At 45.1% G+C, this 21,498-nt stretch carries 21 protein-coding genes and 1 pseudogene; 18 read left to right on the top strand and 4 right to left on the bottom strand.

Annotation, left to right across the window (positions count from 1 at the left end):
* A pseudogene (locus A8806_RS26025) lies at positions 1–611 on the top strand (hypothetical protein); the annotation flags it as partial.
* 135 nt (positions 612–746) lie between these two features.
* Here the strand turns inward: A8806_RS26025 and A8806_RS18215 are convergent.
* Together A8806_RS18215 and A8806_RS18210 are read right to left on the bottom strand one after the other, a co-directional pair.
* Positions 747–1,517, bottom strand: coding sequence for a DeoR/GlpR family DNA-binding transcription regulator (locus A8806_RS18215; RefSeq protein WP_109732584.1), 771 nt, complete (start codon positions 1,515–1,517; stop codon positions 747–749).
* An 18-nt stretch (positions 1,518–1,535) separates the two neighbouring features.
* Complete coding sequence (locus A8806_RS18210; RefSeq protein WP_109732583.1) at positions 1,536–3,050, bottom strand: FGGY-family carbohydrate kinase; 1,515 nt, start codon at positions 3,048–3,050, stop codon at positions 1,536–1,538.
* A 283-nt stretch (positions 3,051–3,333) separates the two neighbouring features.
* Between A8806_RS18210 and A8806_RS18205 the strand changes: the two genes are divergently transcribed.
* From A8806_RS18205 to pcp, 12 genes are all read left to right on the top strand, one after another.
* On the top strand, positions 3,334–4,368 hold the full coding sequence (locus A8806_RS18205) for a substrate-binding domain-containing protein (protein ID WP_109732582.1): 1,035 nt from the start codon (positions 3,334–3,336) through the stop codon (positions 4,366–4,368).
* 106 nt (positions 4,369–4,474) lie between these two features.
* Positions 4,475–5,989, top strand: coding sequence for a sugar ABC transporter ATP-binding protein (locus A8806_RS18200; RefSeq protein ID WP_109732581.1), 1,515 nt, complete (start codon positions 4,475–4,477; stop codon positions 5,987–5,989).
* Between the two features lie 15 nt (positions 5,990–6,004).
* Positions 6,005–6,976: an ABC transporter permease gene (locus A8806_RS18195; RefSeq protein WP_109732580.1), complete on the top strand. Its 972-nt coding sequence runs from the start codon at positions 6,005–6,007 to the stop codon at positions 6,974–6,976.
* Between the two features lie 17 nt (positions 6,977–6,993).
* The gene (locus A8806_RS18190; protein ID WP_109732579.1) at positions 6,994–7,866 is read left to right on the top strand and encodes a class II fructose-bisphosphate aldolase; all 873 of its coding nucleotides are present in this window, start codon (positions 6,994–6,996) and stop codon (positions 7,864–7,866) included.
* Positions 7,867–7,890: 24 nt separating this feature from the next.
* Positions 7,891–8,886 (top strand): dihydroxyacetone kinase subunit DhaK, encoded by a 996-nt coding sequence (locus tag A8806_RS18185; protein WP_109732578.1) that lies wholly within the window; start codon positions 7,891–7,893, stop codon positions 8,884–8,886.
* 9 nt (positions 8,887–8,895) lie between these two features.
* Positions 8,896–9,540 (top strand): dihydroxyacetone kinase subunit DhaL, encoded by a 645-nt coding sequence (gene dhaL, locus A8806_RS18180; RefSeq protein ID WP_109732577.1) that lies wholly within the window; start codon positions 8,896–8,898, stop codon positions 9,538–9,540.
* Between the two features lie 25 nt (positions 9,541–9,565).
* On the top strand, positions 9,566–10,042 hold the full coding sequence (gene rpiB, locus A8806_RS18175; protein WP_109732576.1) for a ribose 5-phosphate isomerase B: 477 nt from the start codon (positions 9,566–9,568) through the stop codon (positions 10,040–10,042).
* A gap of 40 nt (positions 10,043–10,082) precedes the next feature.
* The gene (gene dhaK, locus A8806_RS18170) at positions 10,083–11,837 is read left to right on the top strand and encodes a dihydroxyacetone kinase subunit DhaK (protein WP_109732575.1); all 1,755 of its coding nucleotides are present in this window, start codon (positions 10,083–10,085) and stop codon (positions 11,835–11,837) included.
* 168 nt (positions 11,838–12,005) lie between these two features.
* Positions 12,006–12,695: a DUF969 domain-containing protein gene (locus tag A8806_RS18165; protein ID WP_109732574.1), complete on the top strand. Its 690-nt coding sequence runs from the start codon at positions 12,006–12,008 to the stop codon at positions 12,693–12,695.
* Positions 12,696–12,748: 53 nt separating this feature from the next.
* Positions 12,749–13,696, top strand: a complete 948-nt coding sequence (locus A8806_RS18160; protein WP_109732573.1) for a DUF979 domain-containing protein — start codon at positions 12,749–12,751, stop codon at positions 13,694–13,696.
* 13 nt (positions 13,697–13,709) lie between these two features.
* Entirely contained in the window at positions 13,710–14,720 is a 1,011-nt protein-coding gene (locus A8806_RS18155; protein WP_242996174.1) for a 2,5-dihydroxypyridine 5,6-dioxygenase NicX family protein, read from the top strand.
* Positions 14,721–14,795: 75 nt separating this feature from the next.
* Positions 14,796–15,440 (top strand): pyroglutamyl-peptidase I, encoded by a 645-nt coding sequence (gene pcp / locus A8806_RS18150; RefSeq protein WP_109732572.1) that lies wholly within the window; start codon positions 14,796–14,798, stop codon positions 15,438–15,440.
* A 24-nt stretch (positions 15,441–15,464) separates the two neighbouring features.
* On the opposite strand, the gene A8806_RS18145 is transcribed toward pcp, so the two are convergent.
* A complete protein-coding gene (locus A8806_RS18145; RefSeq protein WP_109732571.1) occupies positions 15,465–16,115 on the bottom strand; it encodes a TetR/AcrR family transcriptional regulator in 651 nt (216 codons plus the stop codon).
* 146 nt (positions 16,116–16,261) lie between these two features.
* On the opposite strand from A8806_RS18145, the gene A8806_RS18140 reads away from it, so the two are divergent.
* The 5 genes from A8806_RS18140 to A8806_RS18120 are packed head-to-tail and all read left to right on the top strand — an operon-like array spanning position 16,262 to position 20,879.
* Entirely contained in the window at positions 16,262–16,693 is a 432-nt protein-coding gene (locus A8806_RS18140; RefSeq protein ID WP_109732570.1) for an SCP2 sterol-binding domain-containing protein, read from the top strand.
* 28 nt (positions 16,694–16,721) lie between these two features.
* Positions 16,722–17,669: an alpha/beta hydrolase gene (locus A8806_RS18135; protein ID WP_109732569.1), complete on the top strand. Its 948-nt coding sequence runs from the start codon at positions 16,722–16,724 to the stop codon at positions 17,667–17,669.
* A complete protein-coding gene (locus A8806_RS18130; protein ID WP_109732568.1) occupies positions 17,666–19,066 on the top strand; it encodes a condensation domain-containing protein in 1,401 nt (466 codons plus the stop codon). The genes A8806_RS18135 and A8806_RS18130 overlap by 4 nt, the downstream gene beginning before the upstream one ends.
* Before the next feature lie 59 nt (positions 19,067–19,125).
* Entirely contained in the window at positions 19,126–19,353 is a 228-nt protein-coding gene (locus tag A8806_RS18125) for an acyl carrier protein (RefSeq protein ID WP_109732567.1), read from the top strand.
* A 17-nt stretch (positions 19,354–19,370) separates the two neighbouring features.
* A complete protein-coding gene (locus tag A8806_RS18120; RefSeq protein ID WP_109732566.1) occupies positions 19,371–20,879 on the top strand; it encodes an AMP-dependent synthetase/ligase in 1,509 nt (502 codons plus the stop codon).
* A 45-nt stretch (positions 20,880–20,924) separates the two neighbouring features.
* On the opposite strand, the gene A8806_RS18115 is transcribed toward A8806_RS18120, so the two are convergent.
* Positions 20,925–21,491 (bottom strand): cob(I)yrinic acid a,c-diamide adenosyltransferase, encoded by a 567-nt coding sequence (locus A8806_RS18115; protein ID WP_109732565.1) that lies wholly within the window; start codon positions 21,489–21,491, stop codon positions 20,925–20,927.
* Positions 21,492–21,498 lie beyond the last annotated feature (7 nt).

Below are 21,498 nucleotides of genomic sequence, written 5' to 3'. Positions count from 1 at the left end.
TGAATATGCTGCAGGAGTATGTTTTAATCCCACTTGACATTTACAAAGAAAGCACGCACAATAAAACTATAAATAACAAGTTGGAGGCCTGGCTGAGTTTTTTGTGTGATGACAGCCCGGAACGGATTTTAGAGATTGTAGGTAAGTATCCCGACTTTCAGGAAATGTATGAAGAGGTATACGAAATCTGCGGTAATATCGAAGGGGTGATGGATATGTTCTCTAAGGAATTACTGGAATTAGACCGCAACACAGTGCAGTATATGATTGAAGAGCAGCAGGAACAACTGGATACATTGCACAAAGAAGTTGAGGAAAAGCGAAACGAGCTTGAGGAAAAGTGGAAAGAGCTAGAGGAAAAGAAGAAAGAGGCTGAGGAAAAGAGCCGGGAGGTTGCAGAAAAGAACAAGGAGCTTGAGGAAAAGAGCCAGGAGGTTGCAGAAAAGAACAAGGAACTTGAGGAAAAGAAGAAAGAGGCTGAGGAAAAGAACAAAGAAGTTGAGAAACAACGCAGGCTGATGGAAAAAGAGAGGCTTGAGAAGGAAGAACTGAAAAAAGAAGTTGAAGAATTGAGAAATATAGTAAAAAAGTTGTCAGAGGGTAAATTATAATATTGAGATCTTAGGTCAATGAGAAATAGGGGGAGGCATTCCCTCATTCCCGTTACATATCCCTGCTGGAAAGTTCAATGCCGTCAGAAGCATTGGTTCCAGCGGGGATACTCTTTTTGGGTGGATGGAAATAGCTCATGATGCGATGATCAGTCTGACTCCGAGCTCTTCTAACCGGGATGCAGTCTCGCCGGGTAATTTGTGGTCGGTTATAATGCCTGTTACATCCTGTCCATCAGCACAGGAGATTAGATTGAATTTATCAAACTTACTTGAATCTGCCAGAACATATACTTCTTTTGCTGAAGCCAGTACACTCTTTTTGAACCCGATTTCGGAGGTGTTGGCTAGATAAATATTGCCGTTGTCTCCAATGGAGTTTGCTCCGATAAACGCAACATCAACCTTAAAATTACGCATTTGCTCCTCGGCAAGAGGGCCTCTTGTAGAATGTGTATTTCTTCTCAGGTCCCCACCGATTAAAATCACATTGATCCAGTCTCGTGTAAGCAGCTCCGTAGCGATATTAATTCCGTTTGTAATTACTGTATTATTTATTTCATTAGACATCTGCCGTGCTAAATGGAGGGTGGTTGTTCCTGAGTCAATAAAAAGTACCTGCCCGTGATGTATGAAGGACAGTGCCTTCTGGGCAATATGGTCTTTGAGACTGCCATTTTCTGCCATTCGCCGTTCGTATGGCAGCTCTCCCTGGTCACCGGAGTTGGTCAGCATAGCACCGCCATGTGTGCGTACAATTTTAGGGTTCTCTTTGATTAAAGTCTCTAGATCTCTGCGGATAGTCATTTCTGTTACATCAAAAGTCCGGCTGAGCTGACCAGTTTCCACAGAACCGTTAGAAATTAAAAGATTCTCTATTTTCTGCAGTCTTTTTTCTTTGAGCATAGCTTACCTCATTCTTTATTATTTTAATTTCATGATAGATTTGTTGGTAAAATTTGTCAACATATTATATAGCTTTTTATAATGTCTGTAATGCTTCATATAAAGGTCATGATATTGAGGCCTTGGAATAAAACGCTTTTTAGTATGTACCATATTCTGAATAAGTTCCTCTACCGAAACATCCGGCCTGACAGCATGTGCGGCCAGAATGGCACAGCCCATAGTTCCGGCCTGATTATTATCTATTGTTTCCATAGGGACGCCAAATATATCCGCTCTTAACTGAAGGGTATAATCTGAAGCGGCTCCGCCTCCGGTGATGCGGATCACATCAGCACTGATGTTCAGCTGGTCAAGTGTCTGGTATGCCATATACATTTGATATGCCATCCCTTCTTTAATAGCCTGATAGAGTTCAACCGGCTGTGTATGTATTGTGAGTCCGCATATTGTGCCAAGCGCATCATAACATATGTCAGGATTTCCGGAGGAACCAAAAGAGGGAAGAACGAGGATATCGCCGGGCGCTCTTTCAGAAGCGAGGCAGTCCATGTAGGAGAAAAAGTCTTCTCCGCGTTCTACACAATCATTAAAAATATTTGAGAAAATCGTATCTCTCGACCAGTTCATTAAAATACCACAGTTTGTAAGCTCGATTTGTGCAAGGTAAACATCGGGAACCACGTAGGGCGCACATGGGATTCCATTCTCTATCATATACGAGGACGTTGTCATACCGGAAAGTATGAACTGCATAACCTCGCATGTCCCCTGTCCGTCTTCTCCTTCTGAAGGGAGGATCATTCCACTGCCTAATCCGGCGCAGCCCTGGTCATGTCCACCTGCGGCAACCAGTGTTCCGGGTGAGAGTACAAGTTCTTCTGCAAGATCAGGCAGGACAGTGCCAAGAACAGTACCGGAGGGGACAGCGGCAGAGAACCGTTCCTTATTTAGCCCGGCAAAGGAAAGAAGTTTGTCTGACCATGATTTTCGTTTGATATCGAATGCCATACTTCTTGCGGCAGAGGAATAGCTGACCATTCTTTTTCCGGTAAGCAGATACCCCACATAATCTTCATAGAAAAAAATATGCTTTGATTTACTGAATATATCGGTATGATTTTTCATCCAGATAAATTTGGGGAGTGAATACATTTCACTTAAAGGGAGCCCTGTTATATTCATCACTTCCTTTTTACTGACGGATTCCTGAAGCCGGATACATTCTTCAATACCTCGTTTATCCCCGGTGAGCATGGAGTTTGCCAGCACAGTACCGTGTTCGTCTATACAAACAATGGACTCCCCAAGTGAGGCCACGGCAATACTCTCGATTAATTCACTGGAAGCAGCTGCCGCTTCCTTGATGACTTCTTTTGTGTGTTTCCATACCATATCTGCATTTAATTCCCTATATCCGCTGTGTCCGGTTTCCTGATATGTTCTTTTAGCTGAAGATAAGATCTGGCCTTTACTGCTGTAGACGGTCATTTTACATCCGCTTGTTCCAATGTCAATTCCTGCATATGCCATTATGAAACCACCTTTCTGAATCAAAATGTTAATGAATGTTTTAAAATGTTTGAAATTGTTCTTATATTATACATGTAAAAACATAATATGTAAACTAAAAACATGCAGAATAAGTAAAAAATCGACTTATAACGTAAGATAAAAGAAAGTTGTTAATTTTATACGAAAATAAGGCTGACGATTTGTATTAATTGCCATATTGTAAATTGTAATATAATGTTATATAATTCAAACATAAACAAACAACATGAAACATATTCAAACAAAAGAAAGGGAGAGAAGTATGAAGAAAAAAGTGTTAAGCGTATTGTTAGCAGCTGCAATGGTATTTTCTATGGCGGGATGCAGTAGTTCTTCAGAGGAAAAGGATGCGGACACAGCGGACAAAGGAAAAACTGAGGCAGAAGAAAACGGTGACAAGAGCGACAGCGGAAAGATTAAAATAGGATATTCACCTTATACGATGACCAATGAATATTTTTCTGCAATTCTTGACGGGCTTCAGAGTAAATGTGACGAACTGGGCATGGAACTCATTTATTATGATCCACAGAACGATCCTACGACACAAAGCAAACAGATTGACGATATGATCAGTATGGGGATTGAAGCACTCGTTTATATCCCGTATGATTTTTCCGGGGCAAGAAATGTATGCCAGACACTGCAGGATGCCGGAGTATACGTGGTGAATGCGGACGCCGTAGTTTCTGAAGATGATTATGACGTAGTGGATGCGATTGTAGCATCAGATAATGAAGGGCTTGGACAGCTTTCGGGCGAATGGGTTGCTGAAAATTATCCGGATGGGGCAAATGTGCTGATCGCACATCTTCAGACAGCTGAAGCATGTGTCTTAAATGTAAAAGGATTCTGGGACGGAATCAAAGAAAAGGCATCAGATCCGTCTAAATATAAAGAGGTTCAGGTTGTAGAAGGCGGAGGTGCATCGGACGTAACATTTGATGCTGTAACAGATGCATTACAGGCACACGATGACATTGATGTAATTTACTGTATTAATGATACATCCGCGCAGGGCGCAATTCAGGCAGTGGAAGAAGCAGGAAAGAGCGATAAGATTGCAGTCCTTGGTAAAGATGCGGCACCAATCGGCAAGCAGGCGATTAAAGACGGAAAACAGGTTCAGTCATCCGGACAATCTCCATTATCAGTGGGATCAATTAGTGGTGAAAGATGTTATGAACTGATTAATGGGAAAAAAGCTGATAAAGACTTTGATTTCTTTACTAAAATAGATGCATTCAGCGTTACACAGGATAATATTGACGAATACGATATCGACAATTGGTCATAGGCATGATATCTGATGCCGTATCGGGGGTAATGGGCCAGCCTTGGATGCTTCATGTGTTTGAGGCTGGCTGTGTTTTTCATTTAGAATGCATTCCAGGGAGGTATACATGGAAAATAATTGTCTTTTACAAATGAAAGGGATATCAAAAGCATTTGGAAGCAATAAGGTATTGCTTGATATTAGTCTGGATCTTCATAATGGTGAAATTCTGTCACTGCTGGGGGAAAATGGTGCGGGCAAGTCTACCTTGATAAAGATACTGGGCGGCATATACTCTTCTGATTCCGGTGAAATTTACATAGATGGAGAAAAGAAAGCGATTTCCACATCGGCGGCTGCACAGGAATACGGTGTTAGAATCATACATCAGGAAATCGTATTAGTTCCGCACAGGACGATTGCTGCCAACATTTTTCTGGGCAGGGAACCACGTACATCCCTCGGAACCTTAGATTATAAGAAAATGGTTTCAGAATCTCAAAAAATAATGGATGAGTTTGGGATTGATCTGGATCCGGATTCGTTAGTGTGTGAACTGTCCCTCGGTCTTCAGCAGCAGGTTGAAATTATTAAAGCAGTTTCTGCAAATGCCAGAATTGTAGTAATGGATGAGCCTACTTCATCTTTATCAGAAAGTGAAACAGAAATATTGTTTCAGATCATTGAAAAGCTAAAGAAAAAAGGCGTCGGCATAATCTATATATCACATCGCCTGGATGAATTGTTTCAGATATCAGACAGGATTATGGTTTTAAGGGATGGCAGAGTAATTAATACGGTCCCTATTGCGGAGGCAAAAAGAGAAGAACTGATAAACATGATGGTAGGCAGGGTTCTTGATAAATATTATGTGAGGACGAAGAATGAGATCAGGGATATTGCATTAGAAGTAAAGGGGCTGCAGCATAAAAAACTGTTTAGTGATATTAGCTTTCAGGTGCATTATGGAGAAATTATAGGGTTTTCAGGACTGGTAGGAGCGGGCCGTACGGAAGTGATGAAGGCTGTTTTCGGGGGACTCCCCCATGATGGAGGGAAGATACTGCTTGAAGGTATTGAAGTGAAGATAAGAAAGCCCCGTGACGCGATGGAAGCAGGGATCGCGTATGTGCCGGAGGACAGGCGGGGAGAAGGGCTGGTCCTTCTGAATGATGTAGAGTTTAATATTGGACTGGCTGATATAAAAGATCTGGTAAAGGGAATACGTGTACGAAAATCCAAATGGAAAAAAATCGTAGACGATTATGTGGAGAAGTTTTCTATAAAGATTACATCCCCCCGGCAGAAAACAGGACGGTTAAGCGGAGGAAACCAGCAAAAGGTTGTTCTCGGAAAATGGCTTGCAATAAAGCCTAAGGTGATTATTCTGGATGAGCCTACCAGAGGAATTGATGTAGGTTCCAAAGCTGAGATATATTCCATTATTAATGATCTGGCAGCGGATGGTGCAGCAATTATCATTGTGTCCTCTGATTTACCTGAAATTATAAATATGTGTGACCGCACCTATATTATGTGCGAAGGACGTATTACAGGCGAACTATCGGCGGAAGAATTCTCGCAGGAAAAGATCATGACATTTTCAACCATGACCGGAATCGAAAAAGAAGAAGCTGTTTAGTTAGGAGGAAAGAAGATGAAGGAAAAAAAGAAAATAGTGGCATCAAACAGTTTTACAAATTACTTCAGAAGAAATCTGGGGTCATTAATCGGACTGGCGGCGCTGTCTATTATTATAGGAGTAATTGCACCAAAATTATTTTCAGGTACGAACCTGTTGAATCTGCTTAAATCAAATTCTGTAAATGCCATTATAAGCTGTGCCATGCTGATGGCTATTCTTCTAGGTGAAATTGATATTTCTGTTGGTTCTACAGTGGGGCTGGCGGGAGTTGTTTCGGCATCACTGATTACAGATTTTGGAATGCCGGTCGGCGTTGCTGTTTTAGTGAGTCTTCTGGTAGGTGTAGTGATCGGAATTATAAATGGTATGAGTATTGCCTATTTTAAAGTTCCGGCATTTATTGCAACTCTGGCTACACAATGTATCGGAAGAGGCCTGACACAGGTAATTTCGGGAGGTATCTCGATCAGAGTAAGAAACGATGCTTTTTCTAATATTGCGATGACAAACATTGGCGGGGTTTCGGTCATTATCATTTATGCGGTTATATTTTTGCTGATTACGTGGCTGCTGCTGAATAAGACGAAATTTGGATATTACATCTATGCTATAGGCGGTAACCGTCAGGCTGCCGAATATTCAGGGATTAATGTAAAGCTGTTTAATGCGCTTCCCTATGTATTTAGCGGCATAGCATGCGCTTTTTGCGGAATCCTGTGGACGGCACGTCTGGGATCTGCAGCCGCGATGCTCGGCAACGGATTTGAACTGGATGCGATTTCCGCGGTAGTCATCGGGGGCACAAGCATGTCGGGCGGCGTAGGAACTGTAGGCGGAACGGTCCTTGGTATCTTGATTATAGGTGTCCTCCAGAATGGACTGAATCTGATGGGAGTAAATTCATTCTGGCAGTATGTCTGCAAAGGCATCATCATACTCCTTGCAGTCATCATTGATGTGATAAGAAAATCAAAAGAAAATTAGAACAGGAGGATAAGTAAATGTTGGTAAATATGAGTACGTTAATGGCAGATGCTGAAAAAAATAATTATGCAGTAGGTATGTTTACTGCCCCGACAATGCCGTTTGCCGAGGCTGTAATAGAAGCGGCCGAAGAAATGAATGCTCCTGTCATGGTGGGACAGGTAGAATGCTGGAAGCAGTATGGAGACATAGAGATATACGGACCAATCATGGCGGACATGGCAAGAAGGGCAAAAGTTCCGGTGTGCCTGCATTTAGACCACGGACAGAGTATCCAGTACATTATGAAGGCCGTCAGGTCGGGGTATACATCTGTAATGGCAGATTTTTCTATGCTCCCGTTCGAAGAGAATGTGGAAATGGTCAGGAAATGTGTGGATTTCTGCCATAGTGTGGATATATCAGTGGAGGCAATGTGTGGGAAGATGCCGTCTGTTTACGATCTTGCCGAACAACCGGATCTGGATATCCGGGAATATTTCTCAAACCCGGATGAATTGAAGGAATTTGTGGAGGCTACACATGCAGATGCCATGACAATATCATTCGGAACGGTACATAATATGAAGATCATGCAGCCGATGCTGGACTTCAAACTGCTTCAGGAACTAAAGGATGCAACAGACTGTGCCCTTGTCATGCATGGTTCTTCCGGGGTCGAGACAGAGCAGATAAAACAGTCGATCCCGTATGGTATACGCAAGATTAATGCATATACAAAATTATCCACCTCAGCACAGCCGGCTCTGCAGGACGCGATGTCAAGGAGCGAGGAACCGATGTTTTTCCATGAGCTTCTGGATATTGCAAAAGATGCTATGAAAAATGCTGTAAAGGAGTCTATTGAATTATTTGGAAATGGCTATGATTTTTCTTCCAGAACATGGTAGGAAATCAGGAAAGCAGGTGGGGTCATGCAGAGGATCATAAAAAATACGGATACTATGGTTGAGGATATGCTGAGTGGTTTCCTGAAGGCACATAAAGAGATTGTTGCGGGCGGAAGCCATTCCAGGGTCGTAAAATCTGTACATATGGAGCCGGACAAGGTCGGTGTCGTAACAGGCGGGGGGAGCGGACATAAACCAGCATTTATTGGTTATGTAGGAAGAAATCTTTGTGATGCGGCCGCAGTCGGAGAAATATTTTCTTCACCCACAGCCCCGGCATTTTTAAATGCATTTGAGGAAGCTGACAGGGGGAAAGGCGTTGCCTGTCTGTACGGAAATTATTCCGGAGATAACATGAATGTGAAGATGGCTGTTAAAATGGCAAAAAAGCTGGGAATAGAAGTCAGAACAGTCGTTGCAAATGATGATGTTGCTTCAGCACCAAAAGATCAGAAAGAAAAACGCAGGGGAGTGGCGGGAGAGATCTTTATGTGGAAGATTGGCGGTGCAAAAGCAGCCCAGGGAGGAAATCTGGATGATGTTGTACAGGCTGCAGAAAAGGCAGTCGGGCGGACCCGCAGCATTGGAATCGGGCTGTCCCCTTGTACACTCCCATCTGTAGGTCATCCAAATTTTAAGATTGAGGAAGGGACGATGGAGGTCGGGATTGGTCATCACGGAGAGCCGGGAATTGAAGTACTGCCATTGGAGGATGCGGCTCAGATGGCAAAGAGGATGACAGATATTATACTTCCTGATTATCCCTTTACGGCCGGAGATGAGGTAGCAGTACTGGTATCAGGACTGGGAGCAACTCCGGTCATGGAGCTCTATATTCTATATGATGAGATTGTAAAGGAATTACAACAAAAAGGAATCCGGATATATAAATCTTATGTTGGTAATTACTTTACTTCCCTTGAAATGACGGGGGCGACATTATCGGTAATGAAGCTTGACGATGAACTCAAACAGCTGTTAGATTATCCGGCTGAAAGCGTTGGGTTAAAACAATTCTGAGGTGGCGGTATGGAGTATATCAGAAACAAAAATGGCTGGCCAATTCTGATGGCGATGGTCAGGGCAATACAGGAAAATAAGACATATCTGGGAGAAATAGACGGGCTGATCGGAGACGGTGATCATGGGGCCAATATGAATAAAGGATTTTCACTGTTTGCATCAGGTTTGCATGAAGACGAAATTTCTTTTTCAGACGGACTGAATGAACTTGGAATGGTTCTGCTGAATGAGATAGGCGGCTCTATGGGGCCAATATATGGAACTATTTTTATGGAAATGGGAGAACAGGCAGAAGCCTTAGATAAAATAACACTTAATGATTTCCGAAATATGCTGGAGGCCGGACTTGACGGTCTGAAGGAAATCGTAGAAGCGCAGCCGGGGGACAAGACCCTGATCGATACGCTTTCACCGGCAGTGTGTAGTTTACGGGATTCGGCCGGGAAGCAGACCTCTTTTGGTGAAGCACTGGAACTGATGGAACTGGCGGCCGGGGAAGGAAAAGATGCTACAAAAGATATGACTGCAAGGTTTGGACGTTCCAGCCGGCTCGGGGAAAGATCGAGGGGAGTACTGGATGCAGGGGCAGTGTCTTGTTTCATTATACTTCAGGCAATGGCAGAGGCAATGGTGAGGCTGCTAGAAAGCTGAAGGAACAGGAAGAAGGAAAACGATTATGAAGATTGCAATTGGCTGTGACGAAGCTGCATACAGCCTGAAAAGAAAAATTATGGCACAGCTTGAGGAACGGGGGATCGAGTATCAGGATTTTGGTTCCGGAGAAGGTGAGACGGTTCTATATCCCGATGTGGCGCAGAGTGTGGCAAATGCAGTTGCCAAAGGTATGTTTGAACGAGGCATCCTGATATGCGGTACCGGGATTGGTATGGCAATTACCGCAAATAAGGTGCCAGGAATACGCGCTGCAGTCTGCCATGACCCATATTCCGCAGAACGTTCGAGAAAGAGTAATGATGCACAGATATTATGCATGGGCGCCAGAGTAATTGGAGAAGAACTTGCAGGCTATCTGGTTGACATCTGGATCAATTGTGATTTTGCGGGCGGAGGGTCTGTTAAGAAGGTGGAACGTATTCAGGAAATTGAGACACAATATTATAAAAATCTTTCTGAACAGGCAGATAACAGCTAAGTAAAGTGTTTTTGGATTGATAAAAGGAGGCGGCAAAAAAGTGAAAAAGTTAATAAATCGTCCGGAGACAATTGTAAATGAGATGTGCGATGGTATCTCCTTTACGAATCCAGATGTTATTTTTTTACAGAAATATAAGATTATCAGGAAGAAGAAGCTGGATCGTAACAAGGTGAGCCTTATAAGCGGCGGCGGAAGCGGACACGAACCTGCCCATGCCGGGTATGTCGGAACGGGGATGCTGGACGCCGCCGTGTGCGGGGATGTTTTTGCATCACCCTCTCAGATTCAGGTATATCAGGCGATCAGGGAAACCCGGTCAGATAAAGGGACACTGCTGATTATTAAAAATTACAGCGGAGACGTAATGAATTTTAAAAATGGTGCAGCTCTGGCAGGGGAAGATGGTATAAAGTGTGAATATATTAAAGTAGAGGATGATATTGCGGTTCAGGACAGCTTGTATACGGTCGGAAGACGAGGCGTAGCGGGAACTGTTCTTGTACATAAGATCGCAGGGGCTGCTGCGGAAAGCGGACTTGACCTGGAAGGGGTAAAGAATGTGGCGCAGCATGCAGCAGACTCGGTAAAGAGTATCGGGTTTGCCTATACTTCCTGTACCGTGCCGGCGAAAGGGACTCCAACCTTCGATATAGGAACAGAAGAGATGGAATATGGTGTTGGAATACATGGCGAGCCCGGAATAAGCAGAACGAAAATAGTCCCGGCAGACGAAATGGCTGAAAAAATGGCAGAAGATTTGTTAAAGAACCTTAAAATTTCAAAAGAGGAAGAGACGGTACTTTTAATCAATGGATTTGGCGGTACCCCTATGCAGGAGCTGTATGTTTTTACTAATTCCGTGATAAAATACTTAAACTCCAGAGGAATAAAAGTCTACAGATGTTTTGCAGGAAACTATATGACGAGCATTGACATGCAGGGGGCTTCAGTCAGCCTGATGAAACTGGATGACACATTAAAACACTATCTGGATATGCCGTCAGATGCTCCGGGCTTCAGGGTAGACGGGCCTGTTACACCGGTTATGTATCAGCCGGAGCGGATGAGAGAAAAGAAACATACACCGCAGGAATTTAAAGTAGAGGAGTCGGCAAAAGTAATAAAGAACAATATAATAAGCCTTGAGAACCTGCAGTATATGGTTGCGGCTATGGGCCAATGTATACTAAAGAACGAAGTTGCATTTTGTGAGCTGGATTCCTATGCAGGAGATGGAGACTTTGGAATGAGTGTTGCAAAAGGGTTTCTGGAATTGATGAATGAATGGGAGGAAATACTTGCAGAGGAAAGCCGGACAATCGGTGAATTTCTGAAGGCATGCGCTATCGTGATTATGGAATACTGCGGTGGTGCTTCCGGACCGATATGGGGAGCTGCGTTTCGTGCTTCCGGAATTGAGGCGGGAGATAAGACGCAGCTTGATTTAAAAGATTTTTCCGGTATGATGCAGGCGGCGGTTACAGGAATACAAAAAACGGGAGAACGTTCTTTTGGCCGCGGTGCTGTTGTAGGCGACAAGACTTTGATTGATGCTCTTGTACCGTGTGCAGATATCCTGACTCAGAGTGCAGAGGAAAAGATGACGATGAAAGGGGCTCTGGAAAAGGGAGCCGGGGCAGCGGCGGATGGAGCCGAAAAGACAAAAGAGATTGTTGCACGCATGGGGAGAGCCGGCACAGTCGGTGAAAGAAGCCTTGGATACCCCGACGCAGGAGCACACGCTCTGGGTGTTATTTTTAAAGAAGTTACAGCGGGTCTGATTTTTGAATAAGAATAACTAACATAATTGAGTCAAAGGGTGTTTATTTGATACACCCTTTGGCTTTTTATTTTATACGAGGAAAGTATGCCCTATAAAATAAAAAGCAGACAATTCCGAGTAAAATCCTCCCAAATGAGAAAGAATATATGCGTTACATACCACAAGGAGGAAATGAAAATGGAACTGATAAAGTTGTCAGGTATTTTAATTGTTATTATAGGGTTTGCCTTAAAACTGGACTCCATCCTGATTATTCTGATTGCCGCAATTGTTACGGCAGCCGTCGGAAATCTTGGAGTTATGGGGCTTTTGGAGACGCTGGGGTCGAGCTTTATTTCCAATCGCAATATGGCAATTTTTATTCTGATCATGCTTGTTACGGGCACTCTGGAACGAAACGGATTGAAGCACGCGGCCGCAGGTTTAATTGGAAAGATAAAAAATGCTTCTGCCGGTGCAGTGATCGGTGCATATGGGATCATGCGCGGGATTTTTGCGGCGTTTAATGTCAGTTTTGGCGGTGTGGCAGGTTTTGTAAGACCGATCGTCATGCCGATGGCCACAGGGGCTGTAGAAGCGGGGGGACATAAGCCGGATGAGGAGCATGTGGAACAGCTTAAGGGTATGTCTTCGGGAATGGAGAATATTGCGTGGTTCTTCTGCCAGGTTTTATTTGTCGGCGGATCGGGAGCACTTCTTGTGCAGTCTACAATGGAAACACTTGGGTATAAGGTGGAACTGATTGAGCTGGCCAAAGTAGAAATCCCGGTAGGAATTTTTGCGATTGCAGTGGGAACTGTATATTATTTCCTGAAAGACAGAAAACTATATAGAAAGTACTATGGCCGCAAAAAAGAAAAGAGGTAACTGTTCATGATTCTGGACGGCTACAAAAGTGGTTATAAAAAAGGAGGCGCCTTATGGCCTATTTTACCAGTCCTGATATTACGTTAGGGGCGAAGCTTCTTGAAGTGATTTATATAGCTATGGGATTAACTGCGCTGTACACAGGTGTCAAAAATGCGGTGGACAAGGATAATCCGTCCAGATTCGGGACGGGATTTTTCTGGTGTGTTCTCGGAATCGTCCTTGCTTTCGGGCGGTGGATTCCGTCCGTGATCAACGGAGGGCTGATCATATTAATGACGATACCTGCGATTCTGAAGAAAGTGAAGATTGGAAAGTCAGAAGTTTTGCCGGAAGAATACATGAATCAAATGTCGGAGAAAATCGGTATGAAAATTTTTGCACCAGCCCTTGCCATTGGGATTTCAGCCATTATTTTTGCTGTGTTCCTTCCCGATCTGGGGGCAATCGTGGGGGTGGGCGCCGGAATTGTTGTTTCGATGATCATCCTGATGTTTTTATCCAGAGATAATAAACCGGCCGTGTTTCTGAGAGATTCCGAGCGCCTGCTGTCAACGGTAGGCCCTTTAAGCATGCTCCCGATGCTGCTTGCGAGTCTGGGAGCGATTTTTACAGAAGCGGGTGTGGGGCAGGTCATTGCAGGTCTTGTGGAAAGAGTGGTTCCCAAAGGAAATGTGAATCTGGGGATTGTCATATTTGCCATTGGAATGGCGCTGTTTACGATGATTATGGGAAATGCATTTGCGGCAATCACCGTCATGACTGTCGGAATCGGGGCGCCTTTTGTCCTGAGTTACGGGGCCGATCCGGCTGTAATCGGAATGCTGGCATTGACGTGCGGATTCTGCGGGACACTTTGCACACCGATGGCGGCCAATTTTAACATTGTTCCGGTGGCCATGCTCGATATGAAAGACCGCTTTGGCGTAATCAAAAACCAGCTAGTCCCGGCAGCGCTGATTTTTATATTTCAGATCGTTTACATGATTTTATTGAAATAATGGCGGTGTACAGATGAGAGAACACAGGAAGGCAGAACACAGTAAAACGGAGCGCGGAGCCATGATCGTGGTCAGGGACTGGCTCAGATTGAAGCCCTGGGAGAAACTTTTGATAGTTACGAGTGAAAACCATATCGCAGAGGCAGAGATTCTGCGGAAATGTGCCCACAGGCGGTCAAAGGCGGTGGACCTGATGGTTGTTGAAAAGCGCGGGAAACATGTGGGCGTCTTTTTTGACAGCCACGAAGATGTGTTTGACGGCTATCAGGCAGTCTTAGGAGCAACCGACTACTCACTGGTTACGACAAAAGCGGCCAAAAGAGCAATACAAAGGGGTAGCAAGTTTTTATCACTTCCGCTTTCTACAAATAATGGAAAATCGATGCTGGCTTTTCAGTTTATGATGATGGATACAAAAAAGAGTAAAATGATGGCAGGGATCATCATGAAATATCTAAATTCCTCTTCCGTGGTCCATGTCACGACAAGGCTGGGAACGGACCTTACTATGTATAAAAGAAACCGCCCGGCAGGATTTTTTAACGGTGTCGTCAGGGACGGAAAGGGATTTTCATCGGCCAGTATCGAGGTATATGTCCCGATTGAGGAAACGAAAACGAAAGGGATACTGATACCAGACGGTTCGCTTGGATATATAGGAAGGGTGGACGAACCGTTCCGTATCAGGCTGGAAGATGGATATATCCGGGAAATTGAGAGGACTGCGGTGGGAAGAAAGCTGAAGGAATATATGGACGATTTTCATGATCCAGGAATCTATGCCGCGTCGGAGCTTGGGATTGGTTTAAATTCTTACGCAAAATGCCGGGGGGATTCCTATATTGAGGATGAGTCTGCTTATGGGACGTTTCATATCGGGGTTGGAAGAAATATTGCCCTTGGCGGTGTACATGAGGCAAACGGGCACTTTGATATTGTGGCGAAGCGGCCGGATATTTATGCGGACAACAGGAAGATAATGGAGCGGGGGAAGATTATCATACCGGAGCCGGTATTTTTTTGACATGCAGCGGTTATGGTTTTGAATGCGTGCAAATATGAGGACTATGAACAGGATTTCAGTTAAAGGAGGAACAAGATGAAGATATTAATAACGGGATTTGATCCATTTGGGGGAGAGGATATTAATCCAGCCTATGAGGCGGTAAAGCTGCTTCCGGACAAAATCAAAGGTGCAGATATTGTAAAGATGGAAATACCGACGGTTTTTGAGAAGGAAGGAAAGATTCTGGAAAAAGGGATCGTGGAATACAGGCCGGATGCGGTGATCTGTGTGGGACAGGCCGGAGGCCGGTCGGCGGTTACGATAGAAAAGGTGGCTATTAATCTGATGGAGGCGAGGATTCCAGATAATGAGGGGAAAAAGCCGCTTGACAGGCCGGTTTGTGCAGACGGGGAGAATGCTTATTTTGCAAAGCTCCCGGTGAAAGCAATGGTGCAGAAGATACGGGAACACCGTATACCGGCAAAAATCTCTTACACGGCGGGCACCTTTGTCTGCAACGATGTGATGTACAGGCTGCTCTATATGATCGACCGGACTTTTCCGAATCTGAAAGGTGGTTTTATCCATGTACCTTATCTGCCGGAGCAGGTGGTTAACCTTCCTGACGGCACGCCGAGCATGTCTGCCCGGATGATTGCGGATGCGCTGGAATTTGCCGTGGAGGCGGTGGTGGAATGTGATGAGGACGTGAGTGTGGCAATGGGGGAGACACACTAAGGGGGGGCCTTTTACAGGCCCCCTCTAAGACACTGCCTGTGACTTGTCCGGATTATGGCTGCTAAATCCTTCCCACAGGTAATCCAGCCTTCCCTTTTCGATTCCGAAGCTGGTCTCCAGCATATAGGAGAATACATCCAGCGTCTTTTGGACCTGTTCCCGGCTTTGGGAATTGAGCCGGCTGTCCATTTTGATTAGCAGCACGATTAGTGCAATCTCGGCAGCCTCTTCGGGTGATTTGCAAAACATTGTCCCTTCTGCATTTCCCTGACGTATGATATCTGCCAGAACCGGCCTCAGGTTCCTGATCATGATTTGTATGTACTGTTGGTGGAGCAGTGCGCTCTGCTGTATCTCAAAAAAATCGCCGGCCTCCTGTCTTAAAAGCTCCAGTGAGGAGTCACGGCAGGTCCTGAATACGATCTCGAGCTTGTCCAGTGCTTTCAATTCCGGATTTTTCACCAGTTCTTCTGCCTTTTTCAGGGCGTCTGAGTAGGAGCGTTCGATGACACCTTCCAGAATTTCTTCTTTGGATTTGAAATAATAGTAAATACTTCCTTTCCCGATCCCGGCTTTTTTGGCAATATCGCTTACTGATATAGTCTGTGCGTTTGATTTGTTCATTAATTCTTGCATAGCATCTAAAATCAGGTCTTTTTTTTGATTATTATGCATAATTTTCATCTCCGATTTTTTTAGATTGTATCATGTAATCTGGAAAATGTAAACTTGACTGATGGTCGAAAAAGTGTTATTTTGAGTGAAGATACTGATTCGACCACTGGTCGAAAAATGTCGAAATTCGAGGAGGAAATGAGAAAATGAAATATGATGAGCTTGTGGCAGAGATAAAGGAACAGTTTATGAAGGCAGATGTGAGCCGGATCAAAGAGCATATTGCATATCAGTTTAATATCGAGGGTGAGGCGCAGGGAGCTTTTTATGCAGAGATAGCTGACGGAAAGCTGAGCATTGAACCATATGAGTACTATGACAGGGATGTGCTTTTTACAACAACGGCGGAAACGCTTCTGGAAATTTCAGCGGGTAAATTAGATGCAGTGGATGCGTTTACTAAGGGGAAGCTGAAGGTGGAAGGAGACTTTGAGAAAGCGCTGAAGCTTCAGGACTTTACGAAGGGGGCGTCACAGACATCCGGTGTGAAGAAGGCTGCGGTCCAGAAGGCCGCATCGGTAAAAAATACGGTGAGAAAGGCTGTGGATAAGAAGAAAGCAGCGGCAGCAGGTAAATAGGACAGGGATATTCCGGGAGGGACCGACTATGAAGGGCTTAAAGACATTACTTGGAATCGGGACAGCAGCGGCTTTCGCTGAATATGGTATTGCATCTTATTTTTTCAGGCGCACCATGCTCACGCAGAATGCCAAAACAGAACGCACGATAGATATGGCGGGGACGGACTGGGAACAGTACATGCCGCGGATGAAAGAGTGGAAGGCATGGATGCTGTCACAGCCGCATGAGGATGTATGGATACGCTCGTCAGACGGACTGAAGCTGCATGGGACTTATTTCCCGGGAGAGGGTGGAAATAAGATCATCCTAGGGTTCCACGGTTACACAAGCAAAGGAATGAGCGATTATATCGGTCTTTCAAACTATTACATCAAAAGAGGATACCGGATGCTGCTCGTAGACGAGAGGGCACACGGCGAAAGTGAAGGTACATATATCGGTTTTGGATGTCTGGACAGGAAAGATGCGGCAAAATGGGCAGAATACGCGGTGGAACTGCTTGGCGGGGGCTGCGAAATATGGCTTCACGGCATGTCGATGGGAGGCTCCACCGTACTGATGGCAAGCGGGATGAAGCTGCCGCGTGAGGTGAAGGGAATTATTTCTGACTGCGCTTTTACAAACGCCTGGGAGGTGTTTTCCCATGTGCTTAAGACGCAGTACCACCTTCCCGCATTTCCGGTCCTGAATATTTCCGACCAAATGACAATCAGCCGTGCAGGCTACAGCCTGCGGGAATGCAGTGCGAAAGAGGAAGTGAAGAAGGCAAAAGTGCCGATCCTGTTTATTCACGGGGATGCGGACACATTTGTCCCGTGCCGGATGTGCCGGGAAATTTATGATGCCTGTGCTTCAGAGAAAGAAATACTGATCATCAAAGGGGCAGGACACTGCGAATCCTTTTATAAAGATCAGGTGAAATATGAGGAAACTTTGACGGCCTTTTTAAAGAAAAGAGGGATGGAATCATGAAAATTATTGATGGAAAAGAAACATACCCGTTGACCGCTGCACAGAAACTGCATTTTTTTTACCAGAAATACTGCCCGAAAAAGCAAGTGCTGAACATCGGTACCAGCCTGACGATCCAGCAGAGTCTGGACTTTGGTGCACTGAAAGAAGCAATTTACAAAGCCTATTCCAGATGCGAGTCCATGCGGCTGCGCTTTGCAGAGGACGAAGACGGCACCGTCGTGCAGTATATTGCGGACAGAGAGGAACGAGACATTGAATTCTTCGATTTCACCGGCTGGGAAGGCTGGGCGGCGGAGGCAAAGATGAAAGAATGGACATCCGTTCCGTTTGAGCGCTTCCATTCTCCTCTGAACAGAGTCGTCATGATCATTACCCCGGACGGATTTCAGGGAATCTATCTTCTTGTTGACCATATGACGATGGACGCCCAGTCACTGATCCTATTTTTAAAAGATGTTATAGAAATCTACTGCAACATGAAATACGAGGGGATTGATTATCCGAAGGAAATGTCTTCTTATATTGCACAGCTTGAAAAAGACCTCACATACGAGGCAGGGTGCAGGTCAAAACAGAGAGACACGGAATTCTTTGAGAAAATGATTTCTTCATCCGAACCTGTGTTTAACGGCGTATTCGGCCCGAAAAAGCTTCTGGAAGAACAGGAGAACAAAAAAGATTCATCCCTGCGTGCAGTTACGGCAGTTTCGGACAACGTAGATGCAAACATCGTCACATTTGAGCTGGAGGAAGACCCGTCAAAGCGGCTGATGAAATTCTGTGAAGAACACCATATTTCGATGGTGTGTCTCCTGATGATGGGACTTCGTACATATTTACAAAAAGAAAATGGGAATGATGACGTCTCTGTGACGACAACAGTCGCCAGACGGGCGACGCTCTCCGAGAAAAAATGTGGCGGGACCAGAATCCACTGCTTTCCATTCCGTACGATTGTAAAGGAGTCAGATACCTTTATGGAAGGGCTGTTCAAGATAAGAGACGGGCAGAACCAGCTTTTCCGCCATGCCAACTATGACCCGACGGAGTACTATAAATACCGCAGTAAATATTACGGACTGGAGTCAGGTCAGACATATGAGCCACTGAGCCTGACTTACCAGCCCCTGACCCTGAAAGACAAAGGTCTGGACCGCCTGGGGGACATCCGGTACAAATCCGCATGGTACAGCAATGGTGCCGCAGCACATGCCCTTTACCTGACCGTGATGCACCGGGCGGAGGACAACGGAATGAACTTCAACTTTGAACACCAGACAGGAGTAGTAAATTACAAACAATTACAACAATTTTATTACTACCTCTGCCGTATCATCTTCAAAGGTGTTGAAAATCCGGACATCACAGTGGGGGAACTCATATCGGCAGTCTAAAACTTGAGAATATTCTGAAAACGGAGCGCAAAGGGGTCTGCCCCCTAGGAGGTTAAAATATGTTTAATAAGTTACGTGATATTATTTGTGAATACGTTGAAGTGGATAAGGATGCTATCACCGGGGATTCGCGTTTTGTTGAGGATCTTGGCTTCACTTCTTATGATTTTATGAGTATGGTTGGTGAACTGGAAGATACGTTTGATGTTGAAGTGGAAGAACGTGAGGTTGCAGACATCGTGACGGTAGGTGAGGCTGTCCGGTATATTGAGAGTCTGCAGGATTAAGAGGGGCAGGTAAAGGTATGAAGATGGAGACAATGAAAGATATTATCCGCTATGCGGCAGATACTTACGGGGAAAATCCGGCAATCCGGTATAAAGTGCGTAAGGAAGTGTTATCGAAGACCTATCAGGACTTGAAAAAGGACAGCGAATCATTCAGCAGAGTACTTGAATCGCTGGAAATGCAGGGGAAGCATGTGGCTGTGATCGGGCCGACTACCTATGAGTGGATCATAAGTTATTTCGGTACGGCAAATAGCGGAAGTGTCATTGTCCCGCTAGATGCGCAGCTGAAAACGGAGGATGTCTGTGAGCTTCTGAACCGGGCGGACATAAGTGTCCTCGTTTTTGACAGTCTGCGCAAAGATGTGGCCGCAAAGGCAAAGGAGGCATGCCCCGGGGTGAAATACATGATTTCCATGCAGGCAGAGGAAAGCAAAGAGTGTATTCTTTCTCTCCACCAACTGCTGGATGTGCATGAAGGAAGTTTTGAATGTGAACTGGATCCAGAAAAAATGTGTGCCATTCTGTTTACTTCCGGTACGACGGGGAAGAGCAAGGGCGTTATGTTAAGTCATAGGAATCTGACGGATAATGCAGTATGTCTGGATATGAAGATCCCTGCCGGTACAGTATCGATGACGCTCCTTCCGATTCACCACGCATACTGCTTTACAATGGATATCCTGAAAGGAATTTATATTGGCCTTGTGATCTGTATCAACGATTCTATTATGCATGTATCGAAAAACATGAAGCTTTTCAAGCCGGAGATCGTACTGCTTGTGCCTATGGTAATAGAATCAGTCTATAAAAAACTGAAAGAATCAACAGGTATCCTGCCAAAGAAAATGGTCGCAAAGGCGGCTTTCGGCGGAAACCTGAAAACAATCTGCAGCGGTGGGGCATACCTGCCGCCGGAGATGGTTCAGGCATTTGCAGAATATGGCATCACGGTACTTCAGGGATACGGTATGACAGAATGTTCACCGGTTATCAGCACGAATCTTGCATGGGACTCCAGAACCGGTTCGGTTGGTAAACTCCTTCCTAACTGTGAAGCAAAGACCGTAGACGGTGAAATCTGGGTGCGGGGTTCAAGTGTCATGCTCGGATATTATAAAATGCCCGAAGAAACAGAAGAGGCACTGACGGACGGATGGCTCAGGACGGGTGATCTGGGATACATTGATGAGGACAGCTTTGTCTACATAACGGGACGGAAGAAGAATCTGATTATTCTGAAAAACGGGGAAAATGTATCACCGGAAGAGCTCGAGAATGAGATTGGAAAAGACCCTCTTGTACAAGAGATTATCGTCAGGGAGAAAGAATCCGTCATAGAAGCAGAAATATATCCGGACATGGAGTATGCGCATAAGAAGAGAATCAAGGATGTTCCCGCCCGCCTGCAGGAGGTCATTGACGATTACAACAGAGGCCTTCCCCCTTATAAAAAGATACACGGGCTGACAATAAGAGAAGAAGAGTTTGAAAAAACACCTTCCAAGAAGATCAAAAGACAATAAAAAATATGCCGGTCCCTCCAGGTAAAGTGGAAGGGCCGGCATATTTTACTTCCCGATACTTTTCATAACATTTTTCACGACTTCCTGGCGGAATTCCTCATCAGGCTCGGCAGAAGACTTGTAATCGGCATACCTTGCCGCTACATAAAGGTAGTCAGACAGACGGTTTATATACTGCATTGCCTTACTGTCAGCACCGTAATTCTGTGAAACCTTTCGGAACCTCCGTTCGGCCCGTCTTGCAACGGCCCTTGCCACATCCAGCCGGGCTGATTGCTCACAGCCGCCGTAAAGGACGAATTCCTTTGCGCGGGGGAACGAATCCTCCAGATGGTCGATTTCTTCTTCCAGAGCAAGTGTCTCTTCTTTTGTAAAGCGATGGTCCGGATTACGCGGATCAGCAATACCGGCCATAATCTGCATCAGTTCCTTTTGAATCTTGGAAAGACGTTCACTCAAAGAGGAATCGGCGATTACCTTGGCAAGTCCGATATGGCTGCTCAGCTCGTCAATCGTGCCGAGAAGCTCTATCCGGTCATCGGACTTGGAAACGCTGATTCCGTTCATGAGGGTAGTCTTCCCCGCGTCCCCGTTTTTCGTGTAAATTTTCATGGTCATC

It is taken from the genome of Faecalicatena orotica, assembly GCF_003149245.1.
GTDB lineage: Bacteria > Bacillota > Clostridia > Lachnospirales > Lachnospiraceae > Faecalicatena_A > Faecalicatena_A orotica.
This window is presented reverse-complemented; position numbering and strand designations above follow the sequence as displayed.